Annotated in this window: 20 protein-coding genes; 2 read left to right on the plus strand and 18 right to left on the minus strand. The window is 65.9% G+C overall.

Features of this window, described 5'->3' with window-relative positions:
* Window positions 1-47: 47 nt before the first annotated feature.
* The 8 genes from atpA to OM977_RS13330 form a co-directional block, all read right to left on the minus strand.
* Entirely contained in the window at window positions 48-1,685 is a 1,638-nt protein-coding gene (atpA, locus tag OM977_RS13295) for a F0F1 ATP synthase subunit alpha (RefSeq protein WP_264357417.1), read from the minus strand.
* Window positions 1,686-1,768: 83 nt separating this feature from the next.
* On the minus strand, window positions 1,769-2,596 hold the full coding sequence (locus tag OM977_RS13300) for a F0F1 ATP synthase subunit delta (protein WP_264354410.1): 828 nt from the start codon (window positions 2,594-2,596) through the stop codon (window positions 1,769-1,771).
* On the minus strand, window positions 2,596-3,144 hold the full coding sequence (locus tag OM977_RS13305) for a F0F1 ATP synthase subunit B (RefSeq protein WP_264354411.1): 549 nt from the start codon (window positions 3,142-3,144) through the stop codon (window positions 2,596-2,598). Before OM977_RS13305 ends, OM977_RS13300 begins: the two co-directional genes overlap by 1 nt.
* 56 nt (window positions 3,145-3,200) lie before the next feature.
* On the minus strand, window positions 3,201-3,404 hold the full coding sequence (atpE, locus tag OM977_RS13310) for an ATP synthase F0 subunit C (protein ID WP_009356484.1): 204 nt from the start codon (window positions 3,402-3,404) through the stop codon (window positions 3,201-3,203).
* Window positions 3,405-3,482: 78 nt separating this feature from the next.
* Window positions 3,483-4,283: a F0F1 ATP synthase subunit A gene (gene atpB, locus OM977_RS13315; protein WP_264354412.1), complete on the minus strand. Its 801-nt coding sequence runs from the start codon at window positions 4,281-4,283 to the stop codon at window positions 3,483-3,485.
* 91 nt (window positions 4,284-4,374) lie between these two features.
* Window positions 4,375-4,713, minus strand: coding sequence for a hypothetical protein (locus OM977_RS13320; RefSeq protein WP_264354413.1), 339 nt, complete (start codon window positions 4,711-4,713; stop codon window positions 4,375-4,377).
* Window positions 4,706-5,191 (minus strand): hypothetical protein, encoded by a 486-nt coding sequence (locus OM977_RS13325; RefSeq protein ID WP_264354414.1) that lies wholly within the window; start codon window positions 5,189-5,191, stop codon window positions 4,706-4,708. The genes OM977_RS13320 and OM977_RS13325 overlap by 8 nt, the downstream gene beginning before the upstream one ends.
* A gap of 97 nt (window positions 5,192-5,288) precedes the next feature.
* Complete coding sequence (locus OM977_RS13330) at window positions 5,289-6,404, minus strand: MraY family glycosyltransferase (RefSeq protein ID WP_264354415.1); 1,116 nt, start codon at window positions 6,402-6,404, stop codon at window positions 5,289-5,291.
* 296 nt (window positions 6,405-6,700) lie between these two features.
* Between OM977_RS13330 and OM977_RS13335 the strand changes: the two genes are divergently transcribed.
* Window positions 6,701-7,597, plus strand: a complete 897-nt coding sequence (locus tag OM977_RS13335) for a glycosyltransferase (RefSeq protein ID WP_264354416.1) — start codon at window positions 6,701-6,703, stop codon at window positions 7,595-7,597.
* Here the strand turns inward: OM977_RS13335 and OM977_RS13340 are convergent.
* The 10 genes from OM977_RS13340 to argS all read right to left on the minus strand — a co-directional run bounded on the left by OM977_RS13340 (window position 7,594) and on the right by argS (window position 20,545).
* The gene (locus OM977_RS13340; protein ID WP_264354417.1) at window positions 7,594-8,379 is read right to left on the minus strand and encodes a WecB/TagA/CpsF family glycosyltransferase; all 786 of its coding nucleotides are present in this window, start codon (window positions 8,377-8,379) and stop codon (window positions 7,594-7,596) included. The genes OM977_RS13335 and OM977_RS13340 overlap by 4 nt on opposite strands.
* Window positions 8,376-9,113 (minus strand): L-threonylcarbamoyladenylate synthase, encoded by a 738-nt coding sequence (locus OM977_RS13345; protein ID WP_264354418.1) that lies wholly within the window; start codon window positions 9,111-9,113, stop codon window positions 8,376-8,378. Before OM977_RS13345 ends, OM977_RS13340 begins: the two co-directional genes overlap by 4 nt.
* A gap of 15 nt (window positions 9,114-9,128) precedes the next feature.
* On the minus strand, window positions 9,129-10,034 hold the full coding sequence (gene prmC / locus OM977_RS13350) for a peptide chain release factor N(5)-glutamine methyltransferase (RefSeq protein ID WP_264354419.1): 906 nt from the start codon (window positions 10,032-10,034) through the stop codon (window positions 9,129-9,131).
* Between the two features lie 20 nt (window positions 10,035-10,054).
* Entirely contained in the window at window positions 10,055-11,128 is a 1,074-nt protein-coding gene (gene prfA / locus OM977_RS13355; protein WP_264354420.1) for a peptide chain release factor 1, read from the minus strand.
* A 301-nt stretch (window positions 11,129-11,429) separates the two neighbouring features.
* On the minus strand, window positions 11,430-13,631 hold the full coding sequence (rho, locus tag OM977_RS13360) for a transcription termination factor Rho (RefSeq protein WP_264354421.1): 2,202 nt from the start codon (window positions 13,629-13,631) through the stop codon (window positions 11,430-11,432).
* Window positions 13,632-13,956: 325 nt separating this feature from the next.
* The gene (gene thrB, locus OM977_RS13365; RefSeq protein WP_264354422.1) at window positions 13,957-14,943 is read right to left on the minus strand and encodes a homoserine kinase; all 987 of its coding nucleotides are present in this window, start codon (window positions 14,941-14,943) and stop codon (window positions 13,957-13,959) included.
* A 2-nt stretch (window positions 14,944-14,945) separates the two neighbouring features.
* A complete protein-coding gene (thrC, locus tag OM977_RS13370; RefSeq protein WP_264354423.1) occupies window positions 14,946-16,052 on the minus strand; it encodes a threonine synthase in 1,107 nt (368 codons plus the stop codon).
* Entirely contained in the window at window positions 16,053-17,381 is a 1,329-nt protein-coding gene (locus OM977_RS13375) for a homoserine dehydrogenase (protein ID WP_264354424.1), read from the minus strand. It abuts the gene before it with no gap.
* Window positions 17,382-18,875, minus strand: coding sequence for a diaminopimelate decarboxylase (gene lysA, locus OM977_RS13380; protein ID WP_264354425.1), 1,494 nt, complete (start codon window positions 18,873-18,875; stop codon window positions 17,382-17,384). It abuts the gene before it with no gap.
* Between the two features lie 5 nt (window positions 18,876-18,880).
* The gene (argS, locus tag OM977_RS13385; RefSeq protein ID WP_264354426.1) at window positions 18,881-20,545 is read right to left on the minus strand and encodes an arginine--tRNA ligase; all 1,665 of its coding nucleotides are present in this window, start codon (window positions 20,543-20,545) and stop codon (window positions 18,881-18,883) included.
* A gap of 227 nt (window positions 20,546-20,772) precedes the next feature.
* Here argS and OM977_RS13390 point away from each other — a divergent pair, with 227 nt between their 5' ends.
* Entirely contained in the window at window positions 20,773-21,216 is a 444-nt protein-coding gene (locus tag OM977_RS13390) for an FMN-binding protein (RefSeq protein WP_264354427.1), read from the plus strand.
* Window positions 21,217-21,234: the final 18 nt, after the last annotated feature.

The following is a 21,234-nucleotide window of genomic DNA, read 5'->3' on the forward strand; positions in this document are numbered from 1 at the left end:
GGGACTGCCGGAACCCGCGAGGGTTCCGGCAGTCCCCGCCAGCGAAACTAGCGCTTCTGCTTGACGATTTTTTCCTGGTCGACCTGCGCCTCGTCGATGGGGGTGTGCTCTTCGTGCCCCGCACCTACCAGGTAGCTGTCTCCCTCGCCGAAGAAGCCCTTCTTGAAGTCCACGATCGCGGTCTTCAGTGCTTCTGCGGTGTCATCGTCCATGACGTTGGTCTGGGCCAGCGTCGTCAGGATGGAGGACTTGTGCTTGAGGTGCTCCAGGAACTCGGTCTCGAAGCGGTTGATGTCTTCAACCGGAACCTCGTCGAGGTGGCCGTTGGTGCCGGCCCAGATGGAGACGACCTGGTCCTCAATCGGGAACGGCGAGTACTGGCCCTGCTTCAGCAGTTCCATCAGGCGGGCACCACGGGTCAGCTGCTGGCGCGATGCGGCGTCGAGGTCCGACGCGAACATTGCGAAAGCCTGCATGTCGCGGTACTGGGCCAGTTCCAGCTTCAAGGTACCGGAGACCTTCTTCATGGACTTGACCTGTGCGGCGCCACCAACGCGGGAGACGGACACGCCCACGTCAACAGCGGGGCGCTGGTTGGCGTTGAAGAGGTCCGACTGCAGGAAGATCTGGCCATCGGTGATGGAGATCACGTTGGTCGGGATGTAGGCGGAAACGTCGTTTGCCTTGGTCTCGATGAGCGGCAGGCCGGTCATCGAACCTGCGCCGAGCTCGTCGGAGAGCTTGGCACAACGCTCCAGCAGGCGGGAGTGCAAGTAGAAGACGTCGCCCGGGTAGGCTTCGCGTCCCGGCGGGCGGCGCAGCAGCAGCGACACGGCGCGGTAGGCTTCGGCCTGCTTGGAGAGATCATCGAAGACGATGAGGACGTGCTTGCCGCCGTACATCCAGTGCTGGCCGATGGCCGAGCCGGCGTACGGTGCCAGGTACTTGAAGCCTGCGGGGTCCGATGCGGGGGAAGCCACGATGGTCGTGTATTCCAGTGCGCCGTTGTCCTCGAGGGTCTGGCGGATGGCAGCGATCGTGGATGCCTTCTGGCCGATGGCCACGTAGATGCAGCGCACCTGCTTGGTGACATCCCCGGAAGCCCAGTTGGCCTTCTGGTTGATGATCGTGTCGATCGCGATGGCCGACTTGCCGGTCTGGCGGTCGCCGATGATCAGCTGACGCTGGCCGCGGCCGATCGGGATCATGGCGTCGATAGCCTTGAGACCGGTCTGCATCGGCTCGTGAACCGACTTGCGCTGGGTCACGCCGGGCGCCTGGAGTTCCAGGGCGCGGGTGGTTTCGGCCTTGATGTCGCCGAGGTCGTCGATGGGCATGCCCAGCGGGTCAACCACGCGGCCGAGGAAGGCGTCGCCTACCGGAACGGAAAGAACCTGGCCGGTGCGGTGGACTTCCTGGCCTTCTTCGATCCCGGTGAAGTCACCGAGGATGATGACACCGATCTCGCGGACGTCGAGGTTCTGGGCCAGGCCCAGAGTGCCGTCTTCGAAGCGCAACAGTTCGTTCGCCATGACCGAGGGAAGGCCCTCAACACGGGCGATGCCGTCACCTGCGGTTGTTACACGGCCGACCTCTACGCGCTCTGCGTTTCCGGGTTCGTAGGACGCCGCGAACTCGTTCAACGCATTACGGACGTCGTCGGCGTTGATGGTCAATTCGGCCATCTGCAGTCCCTGCTCTCCTGTTTTCGTGATCATCGTTGCTCACGATGACCGGGGTTTCTATCAGTTAAGTTGTGCTTGTCCGGCTAGCCGACAAGCTGACGGTGCAGCTGGCCCAGGCGGGCGGCGACCGAAGCGTCAACCACTTCGTCACCTACCTGGATCCGGATGCCACCGATCAGTGCCGGGTCAACGTTCATGTTGATTTTAAGGTCGCGCCCGTAGAGGCCGTTCAGCGCCGCCTGCAGGCGACCGGTCTGTGCCTCCGTCAGCGGACGGGTGACGCTGACAACGGCAATCCAGCGCTGCTGCCGCTTGGCTGCCAGCTCGGCGAAACGACGCACGAGCCTGGTTACCTTGAGGCCACGGGGCTGAGTAACGGCCTGTGCAATGAGGACTTTTGCTTCCTCGCTTGCACCGGGAACGAGCTTTTCGGCGAGGGCTATCTTGGCTGCCGGGCTCGCTTGCGGCTCGGACAGAGCACGCTGCACCTCGTGGTTGGACTCCACGGCCTGGCTGAAGGCGAACAGATCGTTCTCCAGCGCTTCCAGGCCGGTGATTCCCGAGGCAGAGACGGCAGACTTGTTTTCAGCAACGGCGATGACCACCGTAGCGGCAAGAGTCTCGAGTGCATCGCCGATATCCCGTGCCGATGCCCAGCGTGAGCCGGCCAGTCCGCTCGCGATTTCCACAGCATCCGCGGAGACGTTTCCGCCGAAGAGCCGCTTGACCAGCGCCGACTTTTCGTCACCGCTGCGGGACGGATCAGTCAGGGCGCGGCGCAAGCCAGCAGAGCTGTCCACCGTTCCCAGGATTCCGAAGAGTTCCTTAGCCAACTGCAGCGAGGCGTTCGGAAGCTTGGCTTCCAGGGACGCCAGGGCTGCGGCCAGCGATTCGCTCGATACACCTGCCATTACTTAGCTGCACCTGCGTTCTGGTTCTCCAGATCTGCCAGGAAGCGGTCAACCACACGGCGGGAACGCTCGTCGTCGCTGAGAGACTCCTCGACGATGCGGCCTGCCAGGGTGGTGGCCAGCGAACCGACCTCCGCGCGCAGCGACACAACGGCCGCCTGACGCTCGGCCTGGATCGCCGTGTGGGCCTGAGCGGTGATACGGGCAGACTCTGCAGCCGCCTTTTCCTTCAGGTCCGCGAGGATCTGGGCGCCTTCGGCACGTGCTTCCTCACGGATGCGGTTGGCCTCGGCACGGGCATCAGTGAGCTGCTGCTTGTACTCTTCGAGTGCGGCGGAAGCCTCTGCCTGGGCCTTTTCAGCCTTGGCAATGCCGCCTTCGATGGCCTCGGCACGCTCTGCGAAGGTCTTCTCGAACATCGGGACAATGAACTTGACCACGATGAACATGAGGACAGCAAAGCCGGCGAGGACGACGCCCATTTCCCAGACATTGGGAACCAGAGGGTTAGTGCCCTCAGTGGCGGCTGAGATGATCGTCTGATTCATAATTCACCCGTCCTATCTACTCGGTTCTGGATGTTCGCTTGTTCTGAAGTTCGCAACTAGAGAACGAAAGCGAAGACCAGGCCGAGGATGGCGAGGGCTTCAGTCAGCGCGAGGCCGAGGAATGCGATCGGCTGAAGCACACGCTGTGCCTCCGGCTGACGTGCGACGCCGTTGATGTAAGCGGCGAACACGAGACCAACACCGATACCACCGCCGATTGCGGACAGACCGTAACCTACGAGGTTGAGATTGCCTTCCATTTTTTTCCTTTCAAGATGCCATCTATGTGGCAGGTTGTTTGGTTTGCTCTATCCCCGCGAGGGGAAGTTTGTGGGTGCCTAGTGGCTGTCCGCGTGCAGAGCGCCTTCGATGTAGATGGCGGTCAGCAGGGTGAAGACGTAGGCCTGGAGCGCCATGATCAGCGCTTCCAGCATGTACATGGCGATCGCACCGGCGAGCACGAGGACCGAGGTGCCCTTGAGGAGCACGTTCTCCTGCATGACGAGGAACTCGATGCCGGAACCGGCGATCATCACGATCAGGTGGCCGGCCAGCATGGTCGCGAACAGACGGAGGCTGTGCGTGACGGGGCGGACCAGGAAGTTTGAGATGATCTCGATCGGGATAACGATCGGGAGGATGTAGACCGGCACTCCGGACGGCACGGTGGCCAGTTTGAAGTACTTGAGTCCGTTCTTCTTGATGCCGATGCCGATCCAGGTGACGTACACGATCGCGGCCAGCACGTAGGCGCCGCCGACGTGCGAGAAGCTCGGCAGCTGGATCACGGGGATCGCGCCGTAGATGTTGTTCACCAGGATGAAGAAGAAGAGGCTGAACAGCAGCGGGACGTACTTCATGAAGTCCCTGCCGCCGATGATGTCCTTGGCGATGCTGTTGCGGACGAAGCCATAGGCCATCTCGCCTGCGAACTGCAGTTTGCCGGGAACAAGCTGCTGCTTACGGGCAGCTAGCAGAAAGAATGTGGCGATAATAACGACCGACAGGATTACCAGCAGCATCTGCTTGGAGAATCCGTCGGCAGCCCCCCACGGCAGGATTGCCGGCAGGTGCATTTCTTCAATTCCAGGAGGCGTAAAAGGTCCTGAATCTTGGGCCGGGAGCGCAAGCGCGATCAACGCGTTTCCTCTCTGCAGTGTCCATCATTGGGCGTTGGTAGAGGAGCGGCGACGTAACGGACCGCATCTCCCCATGTGAAATTATTTGGCATTACTGATCCTCGTCCGAGGACGGGCCACGTGCAGCATTGTCCCCGCCAGCCGAATTAGCCGAACTGGTGAGGCCGTGCATATGAGAAAGATAGAACCCTCCTGCGGCTCCAAGCAGGGCGCCTGCGAGCACAATCCAGCGGGTTCCCCACAGATTATCCAGACCCCACCCTATCAAACTCCAGACGATGATTCCGCCAACAATGTAGCTAAAGACGGCGATTCCGGCGTTGTATCCGCCGTCCCTACCGTTCTCGGATACACCGGGGGCACCGGCGGTGGTTTTGGGGGTCGCGGCAGCCTTGTTAATGGGCCTGCGTCCGTCTTTGCGGCTAAACATTGGTGCCGCCTTCTGTGCTCTCGGGGTCGTTATAAATCTGAAGCCGGGCCTTGCTGAAGCCATAAACCTCAGCGGCCTGCCACAGCACTACGGCCACGACGGCGCCACCCAGGAACCACTTCCCGTTCAGCCATGCCGGGGCGCCGATTGCGAAAAGGACCACGGCAAAGCCGACGACCTTGATGAAATAGGTAGCCACGAACAGGCCAATGGCGCCGGACGGGTTGTTGCGGCCGGCGTAGTGGCCAACCAGCAGGCTGATCGCAAAAAATGCCATCACCAGGGCTCCGCCGAACAGGCAGGACAGCGCGGCCGGCATGCCTTCGATCAGGAGTGCGGCCACGCCTGCCAGCAGCAGTCCGCCGCCGGCTGCCGCCGAGCTCAGGGCCAGGAGCCGCAGCCACAGGGATTTAGTGGGACCCGAGACGCCAACGGGTCCGTTACCGGACGTGCGTCCGGAACCGGCGTTGGAGGTCATGAGATCCCAATCGTCGCAGGGTTGGTGCTGGCAGGGCGGAATGCAGGAGTCAGCGGTGCGGCGGGAAGCCGCACATGAATTCTACATGAGATAGAAATTATTCGGAACGCGCGCCGGGGGGAAGCGTGCGCAGGTACGGCCAGGCGGTCACGACCGCCATGACGGCGGTGGCAGCCACGTCGACGGCCACCACGATCTGCCAGGGGAAGATGGCGAAGGCCAGTCCCCCGAAGGCGAGGATGCACGTCCACAGGTACATCAGCACCACGGCCCCGCGGTGCGAGTAGCCGATGTCGAGGAGCTTGTGGTGCAGGTGTCCGCGGTCGGCCGACCAGGGCGAGCGGCCCAGGGCGGTGCGCCGAACTACCGCCAGGCACAGGTCCAGCAGCGGCAGGAACAGCACGGCGAAGGGCAACAGGATGGGGATGATGGTGGGGATGCCGTTGGCGCGGTCGTAGAGGCCGGAGGTGATCTGCCCCGTGGACACGATGCCCGCAGAGGCCATGAGCAGGCCTATCAGCATGGCGCCGGAGTCGCCCATGAAGATTTTCGACGGAAACCAGTTGTGCGGCAGGAAACCCACGCAGCTGCCCACCACCACTGCGGTCAGGAGCGTCGCGAGATCGGACTTGTCCAGCACGTCTGAGTTGCGGTGCACCCAGTAGGCCGTGAGGAAGAACGCCGCTCCCCCGATGATCGCGACGCCGGCGGCGAGGCCGTCCAACCCGTCAATGAAGTTGAAAGCATTCATGGTCGTCACGATCAGCCCGGCGGTCAGCACGATGCTCAGGGCGTGGTTCTCGATCACGAACGGCTCGGGGATGAAGGGGATGATCGTCATCCGAACGCCCCACGTGGCCACCACCAGCGCGGCGGCGCTCTGGCCGATCAGCTTGACCCACCACCGCAGGTCCAGCAGATCGTCGGCCACCCCCACCAGCACAATCAGGGCGGCACCGGCGAGGATCCCCCACGGCCCGTCGTTGTTCCGGAAGATGTCCTTGACGAAGAACGAGTTGCTCGCCAGGAGCAGGGCCACCAGGATGCCGGCGAAGATGCCCAGGCCGCCGAGCCGGGAGATCGGGGTGGAATGCATGTCGCGGCTGCGGATGGGCGAGAACAGCTCCAGCCTGTTGCCGACCATGCGGGCGCCCCACGTCGCCGCGTAGCTAACTACCGCCGCTGTCAGCATCATGAGCAGGTACATGATCACGGGGAAGCCACCTGCCCGAAGACGTCAGCGCAAGCGGCACCCGGCTGCACATTCCGCAGCCACGGTGTCCGCAGCGGGTATGGGGAGAGGGGTGGCGCAACTTGCCGTGGATTTGTCTTTCGGTAAATGAAACTTCTCCGTCGCCGTGCTCAGGGCAGGCAGTGCGTAGTGCCTGACAGGGCTGTATTACAGTGGACTCTAGTCAAGATACTAATGCCAACGGCCACCTGTCTTCGCGTCACACGGCCCATCGCCGGCGGGAAAACCACGCACGGCCCGCTGAAAGGACCCCCGCGATGACCCAGTCGGTTGCAGTTGCTGCCGTGACGTTTGACCGTCCCCGCGAGCTGGCTGTTCTGCTGAACGCCATCAACAACCAGACGGCTCCGGTGCGCTCCATTTGCCTCGTCGATAGTGGCACGTCGCCCGCCAAGGACGTCGCCGAAGAACACGGCAACGTGGACTATGTCAGGAGCGAGGCGAACCTTGGCGGGGCGGGCGGCTTCTCCCTCGCCGTCCTGAAGGCGGTGGCCAGCGGCGCTGACTGGATCTGGATGATGGACGACGACGCCGAACCCGCCGACGCGGAGTGCCTCGCCACGCTGCTCCGTGAAGCTGAAGCCCGGGACCTCGACGCCGTTGTCCCGCTGGTGGTTGCCCCCGGGCACCCCGACCGGCTGTCCTTCTTCTTCCGGCTGGACGGCAAGGTCACGCATGAGCGGGCCGAGTTGGAAAAGGTCGGGTTCCTCCCGGACGACGGACACTTCTTCAACGGCGCCCTGATCCGTTCGGACGTTTTCTTCAAGGTCGGGCTGCCCGATATGCGCCTCTTCATCCGCGGCGACGAAGTGGATTTTACGATCCGGCTGCGGAAGGCGGGCATCCGCTTCGGGACTGTGACCACGGCTGCCATCACCCATCCGCACGCATTTTCGGAGACCAAGCACGTCTTCGGGGCCAGATGGCATGTGATCGTTCCGGATTCCGCCTTCAAGCGCTACTACTATTACCGCAACCGCGGATACCTCATCCGCCGCTATTTCCGGGTCAAGTCCCTCGTGGCCGACGTCGGCGGGTACCTCGGGTATTTCCTGCGCCGCGGTGATTTCCGCGGCCTGGCCGGCTGGTTCCGGGCCTTTTCCACCGGCCTCCGCGGCAAGGGCTTCGGACCGCTGGAGGACCAGAAGTTCTAGCGCTGCCGGCGTTCCCGCAGGCGCTGGCGCAGCTGCCGCCGGACAAGCAGTCCCATCAGCACCCAGGGTTCGCCGAAGACCCGGTAGGCCACCCGCTTCGGGTGCAGCAGAAGTCGCCAGGCCCACTCAAGGCCGACCCGGCCGATCCACCGCGGGGCCAGTTTCTGGATTCCAGCGATCTGTTCGATGGCTCCGCCCACAGTGCAGTAGACCGCCGGCGGCAGGGCGGCCCGGTTGCGCTGGAGCACATGTTCCTGCAACGGCATCCCGAGTCCCAGCAGGACCAGCTGCGGGCGCTGCTCCCCCAGCCACGCGACGGCCCGGGCTTCCAGTTCGTCGTTCCAGCCCTCGCCAGGCATTCCCTCCACCTGCGCGTGGCGGACAACGTCCTGAAGCCGCGCCACGGCCTGCGCGTTGGCCTGGCTGCCGGCACCGATGACGGCGATTCGCTCCAGCCCTTTGATCTTTGCCAGCGCGGGGATCCAGTCCGTGGAGCCCAACCGGTAATCCATCGAGCGTTCCTTTGCGCCATCGCCTTCGAGGCTCTTGGCCCAGAGCCACAGCACCGGGGCGCCATCGATGAGCACCACATCGCTCTGCTCGTAGAAGGAACGGAATCCGGGATCGGAATGCAGCAGGGTCACGCTGTGCAGGTTGTGTCCCACAATGGTCCTCGTACCGCCCTCGGCGATGAACCCGTCGAGGACGTCCGTCAGTTCGTCAACGGTCATGGGCGTCGCGTCCACCTCGAGGAAGGGGACGTGCTGGCGCGGAAGGGTCATGCCGTACCGGCTGGTTCGCCGGAGCCTGCCGTGTCGCGGTCCGGGACCTCGGTGTCCGCCTCGGGCGCAGTGTTGCCGTCGACGTCCAGCAGTCCGGGGACCACTTCGCGCAGGCGTTCCAGGCTGATGGCACCCTGGCGGACCACGCGCAGCGGCGTGGCGGTGGCGTCGATGATGGTGGAAGGCAGTGCTTCGGAACCCTCCAACGGCCGGTGCCCGTCTTCCAGGTAAACCTCGACGGACTCGGCGAGCTGCGCCTCGGCCTCGGCTGCGGTCTGCGCTGCTGGCTGTCCGGTGCGGTTGGCCGAGGAGACGGCCAGCGGTCCGGTGATGGTCAGGAGGTCCTGGGCGACGTCGTCGGCGGGGATCCGCAGCGCCACGGTGCCCCTGGTCTCGCCGAGATCCCAATCCAGCGAGGGCTGGGCATGCAGAATCAGGGTCAGTCCGCCCGGCCAGAAGGCTTCGGCGAGGCGCCGGGCCTCCGCCGGGACGTCGGTGGCGAGTCCGTCGAGGGCGTTGAGGCGCGGGATCAGCACGGGCGGCGGCATCTTCCGGCTCCGGCCCTTGGACGCAAGGAGCAGTGTCACGGCCACGGGTGAGAAAGCGTCGGCGGCGATCCCATACACGGTATCGGTGGGGAAAACCACGCACTTGTGTTCCCGGATGGCCCGCTGGGCGTGTTCAAGTCCTGCGGCGCGCTGCTCAGCTGCCGTGCAATCGTAGCTAGTCGTCACTGCCCTATTCTTTCATCACTTCGGGGCTGCTCTGTCCCCCGGGGCCCGGGGCGCCAGGACCGCGCTCGTGGCCCGTTCCTTCCCGTTAAGGTCCAGGTGCGTGGCCACCTCGGTCCACAGTCCGGTGCGCTCCAGCATGCCGGCTATCCAGGCCGCTTGGACTTCCGCGTGTTCCATCACAAAGTAGCCCCCCGGAGCCAGGAGCCGCGCGGCTGAGGCCGCCGCCGCCGTCGGAAGTTCCATGCCGTCCGCTCCCCCGCCGTACAGCGCTTCGGGCGGGTCATGCAGTGCCACTTCCGGTTCATTCGGGATGGCTTCGGCGGGAATGTACGGAGGGTTGGAGACGACGACGTCGAAGCTGCCGTTGTGCTCCGGGAGGGCGTCCCGCAGATCGCCACGGACCAGGACGACGCCGAGCGGCAGCAGGTTCTTTGCGGCCCAGGCGTGGGCAAACTCGCTGAACTCCACCGCGTAGACCTCGGCGCCGGGCAGTTCGTGCGCGATCGACCCGGCGATGGCACCGGAACCGGTACCCAGGTCCACGATCTTCGGGCGCGCCGTCCCCGGCAGCCGGTCGCCGGCTTTAAGCCAGTCGAGCACCAGCTGCACCACGGATTCGGTCTCCGGGCGGGGAATGAAGACGCCGGGGCCGACGGCGAGTTCCAGGTACCGGAAGTGCGCCACACCGGTGATGTGCTGCAGCGGAATACGCCGGGCGCGCTCGGCCACGAGGTCGGCGTAGCCTTCGGGTGCCGGGGTGTCGCCCAGCATCAGCGCACGGAGCCGGCCCAGCCCGACGCCGAGGAGGTGCTCGGCCAGGAGTTCGGCGTCGACCCGCGGACTGGGCACGCCGGCAGCAGCCAGCACGGCAGTTGCTGCGCGGACCGCCTCGGCAAGGCTCGGCCCGGGGCCCTCAGTCATCCGCTGCGCTTTCCGCGGGCTTATTCGCCGATGGCGTCGAGCCGGGACTGCTCGTCCAGTTCGATCGCCGATTGAATGACCGGTTCCAGGTCACCGTTCATGACCTGGTCCAGGTTGTAGGCCTTGTAACCGGTGCGGTGATCGGCAATCCGGTTCTCCGGGTAGTTGTAGGTGCGGATGCGCTCGGAGCGGTCCATGGTGCGGATCTGCGACTTGCGCTGGGCCGAGTTCTCGGCGTCGATCTGCTCCTGCTGGTGCGCCAGGATCCGGGCGCGCAGCACGCGCATTCCCGCCTCACGGTTCTGCAACTGCGACTTCTCGTTCTGCATCGCCACCACGATCCCGGTGGGAAGGTGGGTGATGCGGACGGCCGAGTCGGTGGTGTTGACGGACTGCCCGCCCGGTCCCGAGGAACGGTAGACATCGATCTTGAGATCGTTCTGGTTGATCTCGAGTTCCTCGGGCTCGTCCACTTCGGGGAGCACCAGCACGCCCGCGGCCGAGGTGTGGATGCGGCCCTGGGATTCCGTCACCGGAACGCGCTGCACGCGGTGCACGCCGCCTTCGAACTTAAGCCGCGCGTAGACGCCTTCGGCGGGGTCGTTCGAGCTGCCCTTGATGGCCACCTGCACGTCCTTGTACCCGCCGAGGTCCGACTCGTTGGCCGAGATCATCTCGGTCTTCCAGCCGCGGGATTCGGCATAGCGGGTGTACATCCGCAGCAGGTCCGCGGCAAACAGGGCCGCCTCGTCGCCGCCCTCACCGCCCTTGACCTCGAGGATCACGTTGCGGGCATCGTCCGGGTCCCGCGGGATCAGCAGCCGGCGCAGCTTTGCCGCGGCCGTTTCCAGCGCCGCCTCAAGCTCCGGCACCTCCGCGGCAAACTCCGGATCTTCCCCCGCCATCTCCCGGGCCGCCGCCAGGTCATCCTCGATGCCATGCCAGGCATGGTAGGCCTCGACAATGCCGTTCAGCTGAGCAGAACGCCGCCCCAGTTTCCGGGCCAGCCGCTGGTCAGCATAAACAGCAGGATCCCCAAGCTGCGCCTGGATAGCATCATGCTCATCCAACAGCCCCTGTACGGACTCAAACATTTTTCAAACCTCTTTCGACTCTTTCAAGTCTAGTAACGCGACAGCGAAGGTGGGCAAACAGCGAAGCCGTCCGGTTTTCTGCCGCCCCGGGAGTGCGATCGATGACTCCCAACCTTCGCATGCTCAGGTCGGGTCCCTCGTCATCTCCCTTGCGGGCCTGCCGGAGCTGGGAGGCCAGCGATCGAAGATCGCAAGCCTCCCAGCGTAGGGGCGGGGGCGGCAAAAACCGAACGGCGAAGGCGGGGGCGGAATCCCGCACGGCTAACCGCGCGAGATTTCCGGCACCCCGCCTTGGACCCAGCTACTTGTCGTTATCGGACTTCGCACCAAGCGTCGTCTTCTGCACCTGCATGAGGAACTCGACGTTGCTCTGGGTCTCCCGGATCTTGTTGGTCAGCAGTTCAAGGCTCTGCTGCGTTTCGAGTCCGGACAGGACCCGGCGCAGCTTCCACATGATCTTGACTTCCTCGGGGGAAAGCAGGTTTTCCTCGCGGCGGGTACCGGACGCGTTGACGTCCACGGCCGGGAAGATGCGCTTGTCCGCGAGCTGGCGGGACAGGCGCAGTTCCATGTTGCCGGTGCCCTTGAACTCTTCGAAGATGACCTCGTCCATCTTGGAGCCGGTCTCGACGAGAGCGGTTGCCAGGATGGTGAGTGAGCCGCCATTTTCGATGTTGCGGGCGGCACCGAAGAAGCGCTTGGGCGGGTACAGCGCTGCGGAATCCACGCCACCGGACAGGATGCGGCCGGAGGCCGGTGCTGCCAGGTTGTAGGCGCGGCCCAGGCGGGTCATCGAGTCGAGGAGCACGACGACGTCCATGCCCATCTCCACGAGGCGCTTGGCGCGCTCGATGGAAAGTTCGGCGACCGTGGTGTGGTCGTCGGCGGGACGGTCGAAGGTGGAGGCAATGACCTCACCCTTGACGGTGCGCTGCATGTCCGTGACTTCTTCGGGGCGTTCGTCAACAAGCACCATCATGAGGTGGACCTCAGGATTGTTGGTGGTGATGGCGTTTGCGATGGACTGCAGGATGAGCGTCTTGCCGGCCTTCGGCGGCGAGACGATCAGGCCACGCTGGCCCTTGCCGATCGGGGCAACCAGGTCGATGACGCGGGGCCCGATCTTCTTGGGATCCGTCTCGAGGCGCAGGCGCTCGGAGGGGTACAGCGGGACAAGCTTCGCGAATTCGACGCGGTCCTTGAGTTCCTCGGGGGTCTTGCCGTTGACCGAGGTGATGCGGACCAGGGCGTTGAACTTCTGGCGGGCCGACTGCTGGCTGCGGTCCTCGCCTTCGCGGGGTGCACGGATGGCGCCAACGACGGCGTCGCCCTTGCGCAGGTTGTACTTCTTGACCTGGGCGAGGGACACGTATACGTCGTTCGGGCCCGGCAGGTAGCCGGAAGTGCGGATGAACGCGTAGTTCTCCAGCACATCGAGGATACCGGCGACGGGCAGCAGGACATCGTCCTCGGTGACCTCGACGTCATCGACGTCCGGTCCCTGGGCGCGTCCCCGACGGCGGTCGTTGCGGTCGCGGAAGCGGTCGTTGCGGGAGGTGTTGTCGCGGCTGTCACGGCTGTCGCGGCCGTCGCGGCTGTCCTGCGTACCCGAGCGGTCGTTGCGGTCGCGCCGGTTGCGGCGGTTGCGGCGGCTGCCGCCGTCGCTGTCATCGGTGTCGCGGGCGTTGTCGCGGCCGGCGGTGTCGCGGCTGCCTGCGGTCTCGCGGGTGTCTGCGCTGTCGCGTCCCCCACGGGTGCGGGCATTGTCGCGGCGCTGGCCGTCGTCGCTGCCCTGTTCGGCGCGCTGCTCCGTGCGCTCGGCCTGGCGCTGCTCGGAACGCTGCTCCGTCCGCTCGGCCTGGCGCTGATCGCCGGAAGGCTGCTCGGCCGGGGCCTCGACTGCTACGGAGCCCTGGCCTGCGGCCTGCTGCTCTGCGTTCTGCCCGGGGGCCTGAGCTGTGGACTGCGCTGTGCTCTGTCCTGCGGACTCGCCGCGGCGGCGGTTACGGGTACGCGGCTGGCGGGTGCGGTCGCTGCCTTCGCTTGCCTGCTCGGCAGGAGCGGCCTCGGCTGCGGGAGCTGCGGCAGCCGGAGCCTCGGCGGCAGGAGCCGTGATGACGCCGTCGCTGCCTGCACGGCGGCTGCGGCCACGGCCTCGGGCCCGGGCGTTTTCCTGGACAGGGGCCTCGGAATCGGCAGCGGCTTCCGGGGCTGCGGCGGGGGCCGCTGCCTGGGCAACGCTGCCGTTGTCGCTGGCCGTTTCTGCGGCGCGGGCCGGAGCCTTGCTCACCGGGGTGCCTGCGCGGTGGGCGGAAATGGCTGAGACCAGATCACCCTTGCGCATGCGGGATCCGCCGGAAATACCCAGCTGGCTGGCAAGTGCCTGCAGCTGGGCGAGCTTGAGGCCGGCGAGGCCACTGCTCTTGGCGGGTGCTGCCGTTGACGATCCGGCAGCAGAAGATGATGTTTCCACAGCTGAAGACAGCTCAGTGGTTTCGGTCACGAAGGATCCTTCCCCCTCGACGGCGTCCAGACTAGGAGCTGGACGCGATGATTTGATCTGGGCTGCAGTTCAGATCTGCAGCCGGGATTTCGGCCCTGCCGGATGGATTTCTGCCAGCACGGCCGGGTGGTTGCTTACACCTGGCGCGTTCGAAAATTAATGAACGGCGGGCTGACACTTGAGGGGGCAGAGGTAGTTTCTGCTGAATCCTGCATCAGACCAAAAGCAGGTGGCACCGGAAAATATTGCGCAGTGAAAGATGAGAAAGACAACTAGGCCAACATCGCGGTCTTATAAACAGTTGCCGAATTTACCGCCTGCGTGATTACTGCCGGTGCACTTCCACTTTAGCACCTTCGACGTCCACGGCCAGCTTCATCACACGCCAGGCCACTTCCGGCGTGTTGCCCGCCGTATGGGAGCCGATGAGGTCGACGATCCTCCCGGCTTCCGCTTCGCCATTGGCAAGAACCAGCACGGTGGGTCCCGCTCCGGACACGACGGCGGCGTGGCCGGCGCGCCGCAGCACTGCGATCAGCTCGGCACTGGGCCGCATTGCCTGCGCCCGGTAGCTCTGGTGCAGGTAGTCCTCGGTGCCGGGCAGCAGGAATTCGGGCTTTTGCGTGAGCGCGTGGATCAGGAGGGCCGCCCGGCCAGAGTTCATGGCCGCGGCGTGGTGCCCTACGGAGGCAGGAAGCAGCGCGCGGGCCGCTTCGGTGGACAGCTCAAAATCAGGCACTGCTACGACCGGAATGACCGAGGCCGCTACGGTCGCGCAGGTGCTGCTGTACTGGTCACTGTCCTGCCATGACAGCGCCAGTCCGCCGAAAATCGCCGGTGCGACGTTGTCCGGATGACCCTCCATCTCGCTGGTCAGCTGCAGGATCCAGTCCTTGGTGCGCCGGGACGCCGCCGGAACCAGCGCATTGGCCGCCGTTACGGCGGCGACGACGGCCGAGGCCGACGAGCCCAGCCCGCGGCCGTGCGGATTGACGTTCTCGGCCGTGATCCGCAATCCCTCATGCCGGAAGCCCAGGCGGTGCAGCGCCTCGGTAACGGCCTTAGCCACGAGGTGGCTCGCGTCCCGCGGCAGCGTTGCGGCACCCTCGCCGCTGAGTTCGAACTCGAGCTCACCGCTGGCCAGGGTCTCCACGGTGAGGGTGTCATGCAGCGAAAGCGCCAGCCCCAGGCTGTCGTAGCCGGGGCCGAGGTTGGCGCTGGTGGCCGGCACCCGCACGGTCACCAGCTGGCCGGCCAGGACTGCCGGAGTGTCGGCGGGGAACTCGGCCGGGACGGTGAGGGTGGTTTCCAAGGCTACTTTTCTTCCAGTCCCAGGGCTGCGGCAACGGTGACCACGTCATTGGAGACCTTGACCGGCTCAACGTCGCTGCCGTCCTCGGTGCGCAGGGCCCACTGCGGATCCTTCAGGCCGTGGCCGGTGACCGTGATGACGATGGTCTTTCCGACGGGGACTTCGCCGGCGGCGTGCTTCTTGATCAGCCCCGCCACACCGGCGGCAGAGCCGGGTTCCACGAACACGCCTTCACGGGCGGACAGCCAACGGTGGGCGGAGAGGATTTCCTCATCCGTCACGGCCTCGATCAGGCCCTTGGATTCGTCCCGGGCGGCCACTGCGGTGTCCCAGGAGGCCGGGTTGCCGATCCGGATCGCCGTGGCGATGGTATCGGGCTCGGTGATCGGGTGGCCGGCGACGAAAGGTGCCGCGCCGGCGGCCTGGAAGCCCCACATGATGGGGGTCTTCGTGGATACCGGCGCCAGGGTGCCGGCGGTGGCCGACTCGAACGGCGCGGAGTACTCCTTGTAGCCTTTCCAGTACGCGCTGATGTTGCCGGCGTTGCCTACCGGGAGCACGTGGATGTCGGGGGCATCGCCAAGGGAGTCAACGATTTCGAACGCGCCGGTCTTTTGCCCCTCGATCCGGGCGGGGTTCACCGAGTTGACCAGGAACACCGGGTAGGACTCCCCCAGTTTGCGGGCGATGTCGAGGCAGTCGTCGAAGTTCCCGTCGACCTGCAGCAGCGTGGCGCCGTGCGCGATCGCCTGGCTCAGTTTGCCCAGCGAGATCTTGCCCTCGGGCACCAGCACGGCGCACTGCAGTCCTGCGGCCGTCGCGTACGCGGCCGCGGAAGCGGAGGTGTTTCCGGTGGAGGCGCACACCACGGCCTTGGCGCCGGAGGCGACGGCCGCCGTCATGGCCATGGTCATGCCGCGGTCCTTGAAGGACCCGGTGGGGTTCATGCCCTCGACCTTGAGGTAGACGTCGCTGCCGGTCAGCTCGGAGAGCTTCCGGGCGTGGACCAGCGGCGTGCCGCCCTCGCCGAGGGTGATCACCTTCGTGGCCTCGGTGACAGGCAGACGTTCGGCGTATTCGCGGATGACCCCGCGCCATTGGTGAGCCACTTAGACTCCTTCTACCCGCAGTACGGATGTAACGGAATTGATAACGTCCAGGCCCTTGACGGCCTGGACGGTGGCTGCCAGTGCAGCCTCGCTTGCGCGGTGGGTGACGATCCGCAGTTCCGCCGACTCCACCTTGGAGTCTGCGTCGCGGTGGATGGTCTGCCGCATGATTTCGATGGAGACGCCGTGCTCCGCGAAGAGCTGGGCGATCCTGGCCAAAACGCCGGGCTGGTCCGCGACGTCCAGTCCGATGTAGTAGCTGGTGATGGCGGCGTCGATGGGCAGGGCCGGGACGTGGCCGGTGGTCGTTTCGGTCCGGCCGGGGCCGCCGAGGACCAGCCTGCGGGCAGCGGACACGAGGTCACCCATCACGGCCGATGCCGTCGGTGTTCCGCCGGCACCCTGGCCATAGAACATGAGTTCACCGGCGTTTTCTGCCTCGATGAAGACGGCGTTGAACGCCCCGCGGACGGCGGCGAGCGGGTGTTCGCGCGGCAGCAGCGTGGGGTGCACGCGCACGGAAACGCCCGGCTTTCCATCTGTGTCCGTGCCTGCGGCAGGGAGCTTCTCGGCGATCGCCAGCAGCTTGATCACAAACCCGGCGTCCTTCGCGGCGGCGATGTCCGCCGCGCTGACTGAACTGATGCCCTCGCAGTAGACGTCCTCGAGCGCGAAGCGGGTGTGGAAGGAGAGCGAGGCGAGGATGGCGGCCTTGGCGGCGGCGTCGTGGCCTTCAACGTCGGCCGTCGGGTCGGCCTCCGCGTAGCCGAGGCGCTGGGCCTCGGCGAGGGCATCGGCGAACTGGGCCCCGGTGGAGTCCATCTGGTCCAGGATGAAGTTGGTGGTGCCGTTGACGATTCCCAGCACGCGGGTGATCCGGTCACCGGACAGGCTGTCCCGGATCGGGCGCAGGATGGGAATGGCCCCGGCCACGGCAGCCTCGTAGGACAGCTGGACGCCGGCCTTGTCGGCTTCCTCGTACAGCGTCGGGCCGTCCAGTGCGAGCAGGGCCTTGTTGCCCGTGACCACGCAGGCGCCGTGACGGAAGGCGCTGAGGATCAGGCTGCGGGCCGGCTCGATGCCGCCCATCAGTTCGATCACGACGTCGGCGTCCTTGACGAGAGTCTCGGCGTCGGCGGTGAACAGTTCGTGCGGCAGTTCGACGTCGCGGGGGGCATCGACGTTGCGGACGGCGATCCCGCTCAGCTCAAGCCGGGCCCCGGTGCGGGAGGCCAGCGACTCGGCGTCGTCAATGAGAATCCGCGCAACCTGGGCCCCAACGTTGCCACAGCCCAGCAGGGCTACTTTCAGGGTTCGCAATTCGGTCATTCAGACTCCCATGTCGCGGTTCAGCAGATCTTGTTCGGTTTCCCCGCGGACAATGAGCCGGGCAGATCCATCGCGCACAGCGACAACGCCCGGCCGGGCCAGATAGTTGTAGTTGCTGGACAGGGCCCAGCAGTAGGCGCCGGTCCCCGGTACAGCGAGCAGATCACCGGCTGCCACGTCCTCGGGCAGATATACATCTCTAACAACTATGTCGCCGCTCTCGCAATGTTTGCCCACTACGCGGGCCAGCTGTGCAGCCGCCTCCGAGGTGCGGGAGGCCACAATTGCCGAATAATCCGCGTCATAGAGCACCGGGCGGGCGTTGTCGCTCATGCCGCCGTCCACTGACACATACCGGCGCGGGTACGTAACGTTTTCCGGTGCGGTTTCGACTGTTCCGGCTGTTCCGGCGGCCGGGGCGTCCACCCGCACGGTCTTGAGGGTGCCCACTTCGTACAGCGTGAACGTGGAGCTACCCACGATGGCGCGGCCCGGTTCGATCGAAATCCGCGGTGCGCTGATGCCGAGCTCTGCGCACTTGGAGCGGACGACGGCGGCCATCGCCTGCGCAATCTCGGCGGCGGGGCGCGGGGTATCCACGGGCGTGTAGGCGATGCCGTAGCCGCCGCCCAGGTCCAGCTCCGGGAGCACGATCGAGTACTTGGCCTGCATCGCGGCAAGGAAGTCCAGCAGCTTCTCGGCCGCGAGGGCGAAGCCGTCCGGCTCGAAGATCTGCGAGCCGATGTGGCAGTGCAGGCCCAGCAGCTCAACGCTCCCGTACCCCGAGGCCGCCGCGACGGCTTCTTCGGCCGCGGACAGGCCGGCCACCTCAGTGGAGTCCGGCGCCATGGAGAGGCCGAACTTCTGGTCCTCGTGCGCAGTGGCGATGAACTCGTGGGTGTGCGCGTGCACGCCGGGCGTGAGCCGCAGCATGACCTTCGCCGTCTCGCCGCGGGCATTTGCGATCTTGGCCACGCGGTCGAGTTCGGCCAGGCTGTCCACGACGATCCGGCCCAGTTTCATGTCCAGGGCGCGGTGGATCTCGCTGTCGGACTTGTTGTTCCCGTGCAGCGCGACGTCGGCGCCGGGGATCCCGGCCCGCGCCGCCACGGCAAGTTCCCCGCCCGAAGCGGTGTCGAGGCGCAGCCCTTCCTCCTCCACCCAGCGGACCACGGCGGTGCACAAAAAGGATTTCCCGGCGTAGTAGACGTCCACTCCCCCGCAGATATCGGCAAAGGCGTCATTGAACGCGTCGCTGAAGGCCCGGGCGCGGGCGCGGAAGTCGTTCTCGCTCATCACGAACAGGGGCGTGCCGAACTGGCGCTGGAGCTCGCTGACCGGGATGCCGTCGAGGGCGAGTTCGCCGTCGTCGTTCCGTGCCACACCCGCGGCCCACAGCGGCTCATGCAGCACGTTCAGGTCCGCGGGGACCTGGAGCCATTCGGGGGCCAGCGGGGAGGCGGCGCTGGCTGAGTTTGGCGCGTTTTCGGTCATGACAGTCACATCCGTTCCGGCGCCGAGACGCCCAGCAGGTCGAGTCCGTTGGCCAGCACCTGGCTGGTGGCGTCGTTGAGCCACAGCCGGGTACGGTTCACGTCGGTGATGGGCTCCTCGCCCTGCGGCGCCACGCGGCAGGCGTCGTACCAGCGGTGGTAGGCGCCGGCAATGACTTCCAGGTGGCGGGCGATCCGGTGCGGCTCGCGGAGTTCGGCGGCCTTGGCGACAATCGAGGGGTAGCTTCCGAGGTAGGACAGCAGCTCGTTTTCCGTCGCGTGGTCCAGCAGCGAGGCGTCGAAGCTGTCTCTGCCGTCAACACGGCGCTCGACGCCGGCCGCGACCGCGTTGCGGGCCGTGCCGCGGGACCGGGCGTGGGCGTACTGGACGTAGAAGACCGGGTTCTCGTTGCTGTGCTTCTTGAGCAGCTCCGGGTCCAGGGTCAGCGGCGAGTCGGCCGGGAAACGCGCCAGCGAGTAGCGGACCGCGTCCTTGCCCAGCCAGGAGATGAGGTCCTTGAGCTCGATGATGTTACCGGCCCGCTTCGACAGCTTGGCGCCGTTGACGGAGACCAGCTGCCCGATCAGGACCTCGATGTTGACCTCGGGGTCGTCGCCGGCTGCGGCTGCGATTGCCTTTAGCCGGTGGATGTAGCCGTGGTGGTCGGCCCCGAGCAGGTAGATCTTCTCGGTGTAGCCGCGGTCCTTCTTGGACAGGTAATAGGCGGCGTCGGCGGCGAAATAGGTCGGTTCCCCGTTCGCGCGGATCATTACCCGGTCCTTGTCGTCCCCAAAGTCCGTGGTGCGCAGCCAGACGGCGCCGCCGTCGTCGTAGACGTGGCCCTGTTCGCGGAGCCGCGCCACGGCATCTTCGATCGCTCCGGCGTCGTGGAGTTCCTGTTCGGAGAAGAACACATCGAAGTCGACGCCGAACCCGGCGAGGGTCTGCTTGATGTCGTGCAGCTGCGCCTTGTAGGCGGCGCCCCGGATGACCGGCAGCGCGGCCACGTCGGTGAGTTCGCGGATGTCCGGGTGCTGGGTCAGGACCTCATGGCCCAGATCCGCGATGTACTCGCCCGGGTAGCCGCCCTCCGGGACGCTGCGGCCGTGCATCCGGGCCAGCACCGAGTGGGCAAAAACGTTCATCTGCGAGCCTGCGTCGTTGACGTAGTACTCGGCCGTGACCTCCGCGCCGGAGGCCCGGAGCACGCGGGCGATCGAGTCGCCCAGGGCGGCCCAGCGGGTGTGCCCGATGTGCAGCGGCCCGGTGGGGTTGGCGGAGACGAATTCCATGTTGACCGTGTGGCCTGCGAGCGCGGCGTTGGTGCCGTAGGCCGGTCCTGCCTCGACGATCGCCCTGGCGAGAGCACCGGCCGCGGCGGCGTCCACGGTGATGTTAAGGAATCCGGGGCCGGCGATATCGACGGCCGAGACGCCGTCGATGGACTTCAGCCGGGCGCTGAGGACCGCGGCAAATTCCCGCGGGTTTGTGCCGGCGGCCTTGGCCAGCTGGAGGGCGATGTTGGTGGCCCAGTCGCCGTGGTCCCTGTTCTTCGGCCGCTCCACGCGCACCTCATCCGGGACGTCGGATGCGGAAAGCCCGATTTCACCGGCGGCGACGGCGTCCTTCAGGCAGGCGGAAATGGCGAGGGAGAGTTCTTCTGGGGTCACGGCTCTAGCCTACCGTCGGCCCGCAGTCCGGCGGAATTTCGCGCCCGGGAAGACGGCCCGGCCATGCGGGGTAATACTTCAAGGTTTTCCAAGTCTGCGTCCAAGGTGAACCATTACGCTGAAGGAAACGTTGTCTTGGGTGTAGCCGGCGGAAGTCTGTAGCCGGCCGGACCTGGCGACCCCCTGAGTTACTGCCCCACCGATCCACTATCGAAACGAGTCGCGGCATGCATACCTCCCTCCGCAAAAACGTCCTCGTCGGCATCGCCGGCCTGTCCTTGGCCGGGACCGCCGCCGGTTGCGCCCCCGGGGCGCAGGGCACCCCCGCACCCGCCACCCAGCCCGCAACTTCGGCGGCAGCCGCAGCCCCCGCCGGCAACTACAAGGACGGCACCTACTCCGCCGACGGCAACTACGTGTCACCGAACGGCCAGGAGACTGTCGGCGTGCAGCTGACACTGGCCGGGGGGGCCGTGTCCGACGTCGTAATCACACCGCATCCCTCCAACCCGAACACCAAAAAGTTCCAGGGCGAGTTCGCCAGCGGCATCAAGGCGCAGATCGTCGGCAAGAAACTCGATGAGATCAAGGTCTCCAAGGTGGCCGGTTCTTCGCTCACCAGCGGCGGCTTCAACCAGGCCGTGGAAAAGATCAAGACCGATGCCGCATAGCCGGCCGGCGGCCCGGCG

The organism is Pseudarthrobacter sp. MM222, assembly GCF_947090775.1.
GTDB lineage: Bacteria > Actinomycetota > Actinomycetes > Actinomycetales > Micrococcaceae > Arthrobacter.